This is a genomic window from Desulfurobacterium sp. (assembly GCF_027028515.1).
Classification (GTDB): Bacteria; Aquificota; Aquificia; order Desulfurobacteriales; family Desulfurobacteriaceae; genus Desulfurobacterium_A.
The window spans coordinates 1-2,819 of sequence record NZ_JALVIW010000088.1 but is presented as its reverse complement, the minus strand read 5'-3'; the positions used below and the strand labels follow the sequence as shown (position 1 = coordinate 2,819).

The 2,819-nt window shown below is 40.2% G+C and carries 2 protein-coding genes; both read right to left on the bottom strand.

The features are described 5' to 3' along the window. Nucleotides 1–1,794: hypothetical protein (locus MV676_RS07425; RefSeq protein ID WP_297446369.1), on the bottom strand; the 1,794-nt coding region annotated here is incomplete at its 3' end. After that, on the bottom strand, nt 1,782–2,678 hold the full coding sequence (locus tag MV676_RS07420) for a hypothetical protein (protein ID WP_297446367.1): 897 nt from the start codon (nt 2,676–2,678) through the stop codon (nt 1,782–1,784). The genes MV676_RS07420 and MV676_RS07425, both read right to left, overlap by 13 nt. Between the last annotated feature and the right edge of the window lie 141 nt (nt 2,679–2,819).

Below are 2,819 nucleotides of genomic sequence, written 5' to 3'. Positions count from 1 at the left end.
TTTCAGAATCGTAAGCATTATGGGAGCAAAGAACTTACTCTCCCTTAAGAACTCGTAATCCATGTAGAATATCTGCGTGTTTTTAAACGAAATCTTGGCTGGTATGTTCAGCATAGGTTCCTGCAAGAGAGCGTTTATCTTCGCTATCAGGCTGTCAAGTTCTTCCCTTTCTTTCTTTGTCAGTCCTGAAACGTCCCAGTCGTTCAACACCCTGTACACATCCGAAAGAACAGGCTGTAAGAGGAACGAAAATTCGGGTTCTTTTATTTCACCTATTATATCTCTATCCGTGTATCCCCTCTTGTATAGTTCCTGAACCACGTCTTTCAAAGGTTCAATCTTGTTAAGTGAGCTTATCGTTTTAGAGTAGTAGGTTTTTCTTATATCGCTCTCTTTAGCTATCTTGAGTGCTCTCTTGTAGAATGAGCTTTCAAATCCTTTTAAGGGTTCCTGCTTTATGGCCTCAAGACACAGGTTTATTATCTGTTCCGAAAATTCGTAGTCCTCTTCACTTTCAATCTCACACGGATTAAACGCTATTTCAGACGGCCTCGGAGACATTATGTCAACTTTAAATCCACGGAGTTTTAACAGCTTGTAGAAAAGCTCGGCGGAAAAGCCCTTGTCTATGTGCCTGATTCTTACGTTCTCTATGTCCTGTGCCTCACCGTTGATGAGCTTCTCAATATCTACCTTAAGTATAGTAGTTACCATTTTTTGAATTCCTACCGATTTACCGGAACCGGGTGGGGCAACTATTACACAGTGGGCGTTTTCGTTTTCTTCAAAGATATTGTATGCCACGTAAGAACCAAACCTGTCCATTCCGTATATGCCGACCTCTTTCGGCATAACGTTCTTGGTAAACTGGTAGATTCCGTACTGTTCAGCCAGAAGCGGAGTCGTCTGGAAGAAGAAATCAAAGTCCTTGTAAAGCAGAGGCGTTCCTCTTACAAGCATTTCAATTCCGTAGTTTTTCTTTAGAGGCACGAAACCTAATGCGTAGAACAGGTTTATTATGTAGTCTTCAACATCTTCATCTCTTGTGTAGAAAGCTATGCTTATACCGACATAATCTTTCGTCCCTTTTTCAATGTTTTCCTGCATTTCGGCAAAGGTTTTAACGTCCTGAATGCTTTTTTCTCTTTTTTTCTTAATTGAAAAACTCTGGTCGTTTACATCTATGGTAATGTAGAGCACTCCAGTCCACGGCAGGCTCAACACGGTATCCCAATCAACCTGCGTTCCTTTGTACTCTCCTCCCCAGTAAACCTTTATGTTTTCCCAGTCAAGCTCTTTCATTATGTTGTAGGACTTTTCCTGTGTTGGCCCTAAGTCCTTTTCGGAGAAATAGTTGTTCATTTCAATTATTTTTCTCTGTGGAGTAATAGAAAGCCTGTTTTTCACAAACGCAAGGTTGGTTAGTATGTTTGCTATTTCGTATCCCTTTAACTTCTGAAACTTTTTCTCTCCAAGAGTTTTTGCAGTTAGATCAAGAAAGGCCGGCTCGTGGCCGAACATGTAAATATCAGTCTTGAAAAGGCCGGTTTTCGGCTCTCTATCCCTTGCTATTACGAAATAGAGATATCTATTGGGCTCCGTTCCCTTGAACGCACTTATCTTCTCTATCGTATCCTCTCCAAGTGTTAGAACTCTTTCCGTTCCCGATAAAACCTTGTAGCCGTATAACTCCTTGAACCCCGAAGGTATCTCAACCGAAAAAGGGTTGATCTTTCTTATAACTAAAGGCTTATCTCCCCTTAAAGTGCAGAAAAGCCTTTCTAATACGCCCACTTCTGGCCTCCGAGAATTTCATAATCCCTTATAGTATATACCTTTCCAGTTTGCAGGTCTTTTATAACTGCACCGTCTAAAGTAACCTTTTCAACCTTAAACCTTTTACCTATCACGTCTTCAGGCTTGTACTCTTTCAGGTTTAATACAAGCCTGCAATCTGAATATCCATAGCAGACAATTCCCCTGTTGTGGTTAGTGTAGATTATTTTCTTTAGGAAATCCTCTTTTGTGGCTATACCGGTTATACATTCACAGGTAGAAGTCTTCTTAACAGGTTTGACGGTTCTTTTGTGAACCTTGTGTGCCACTTTCTTGTGCTTGACTTTGTGTGTATGTTTTTTAACAGTATGCTTCTTGACAGATACTTTTTTCTCTTTTACGGCTTTCTGCTTACTATGTTCTTTTTTAGATTCTACCTGCTTCTTTACAGGCTTTGACTCTTTTTTGCCAGATTCTTGACCATTTTTACCGGTAGTGGTAGAAGTTTTCTGTTCCTTTTCTTTTTTAACCACAGCAGATTTAATAGGTTCTACCTCTGAATTAGTTGCAGAAGTAGTTGCAGGGATCGGTGGAAGTGTCGTCTCGCTTTCTTTCTTATTCGTTTCCGTTTCATTCTGTGATACAGGTGGAAGTTTTACACTACTGTTATTAGACGCAGGTTTTGGCTTGGTTGCAGGAATCGGTGGAAGTTCACTTTCCTTTTTCTTCTGAACCTCTTTCTGTTTCTTTTCAACTTTTACTTCGGATTTGGGTTTTTGAGGTTCTTCTTTCTTCCCACCACCCCCTATAAGAAGAGCAAGTGCTACAAAACCTACTCCTATACCAATTCCGATTTTGGAGTTTAACTTTTCAGCTATCTGATTAAGCTTGTCCATAGCCATTTTTTCCTCCCTTTAATCTAACGTTAGAAAATCAGTATAAGCAGAGCAAGTATTATTAATGCTATCGCTACATAACCGAGAACAGGTTTTTCTTTCTTTTCAACCTGCTCTTCGGGCTCTTCCATTTCCACGGTGTAGGTA

Excerpts from the sequence above, each read along its gene's own strand:
- MV676_RS07420 (WP_297446367.1), bottom strand. The coding sequence starts at position 2,678 with ATGGCTATGGACAAGCTTAATCAGATAGCTGAAAAGTTAAACTCCAAA.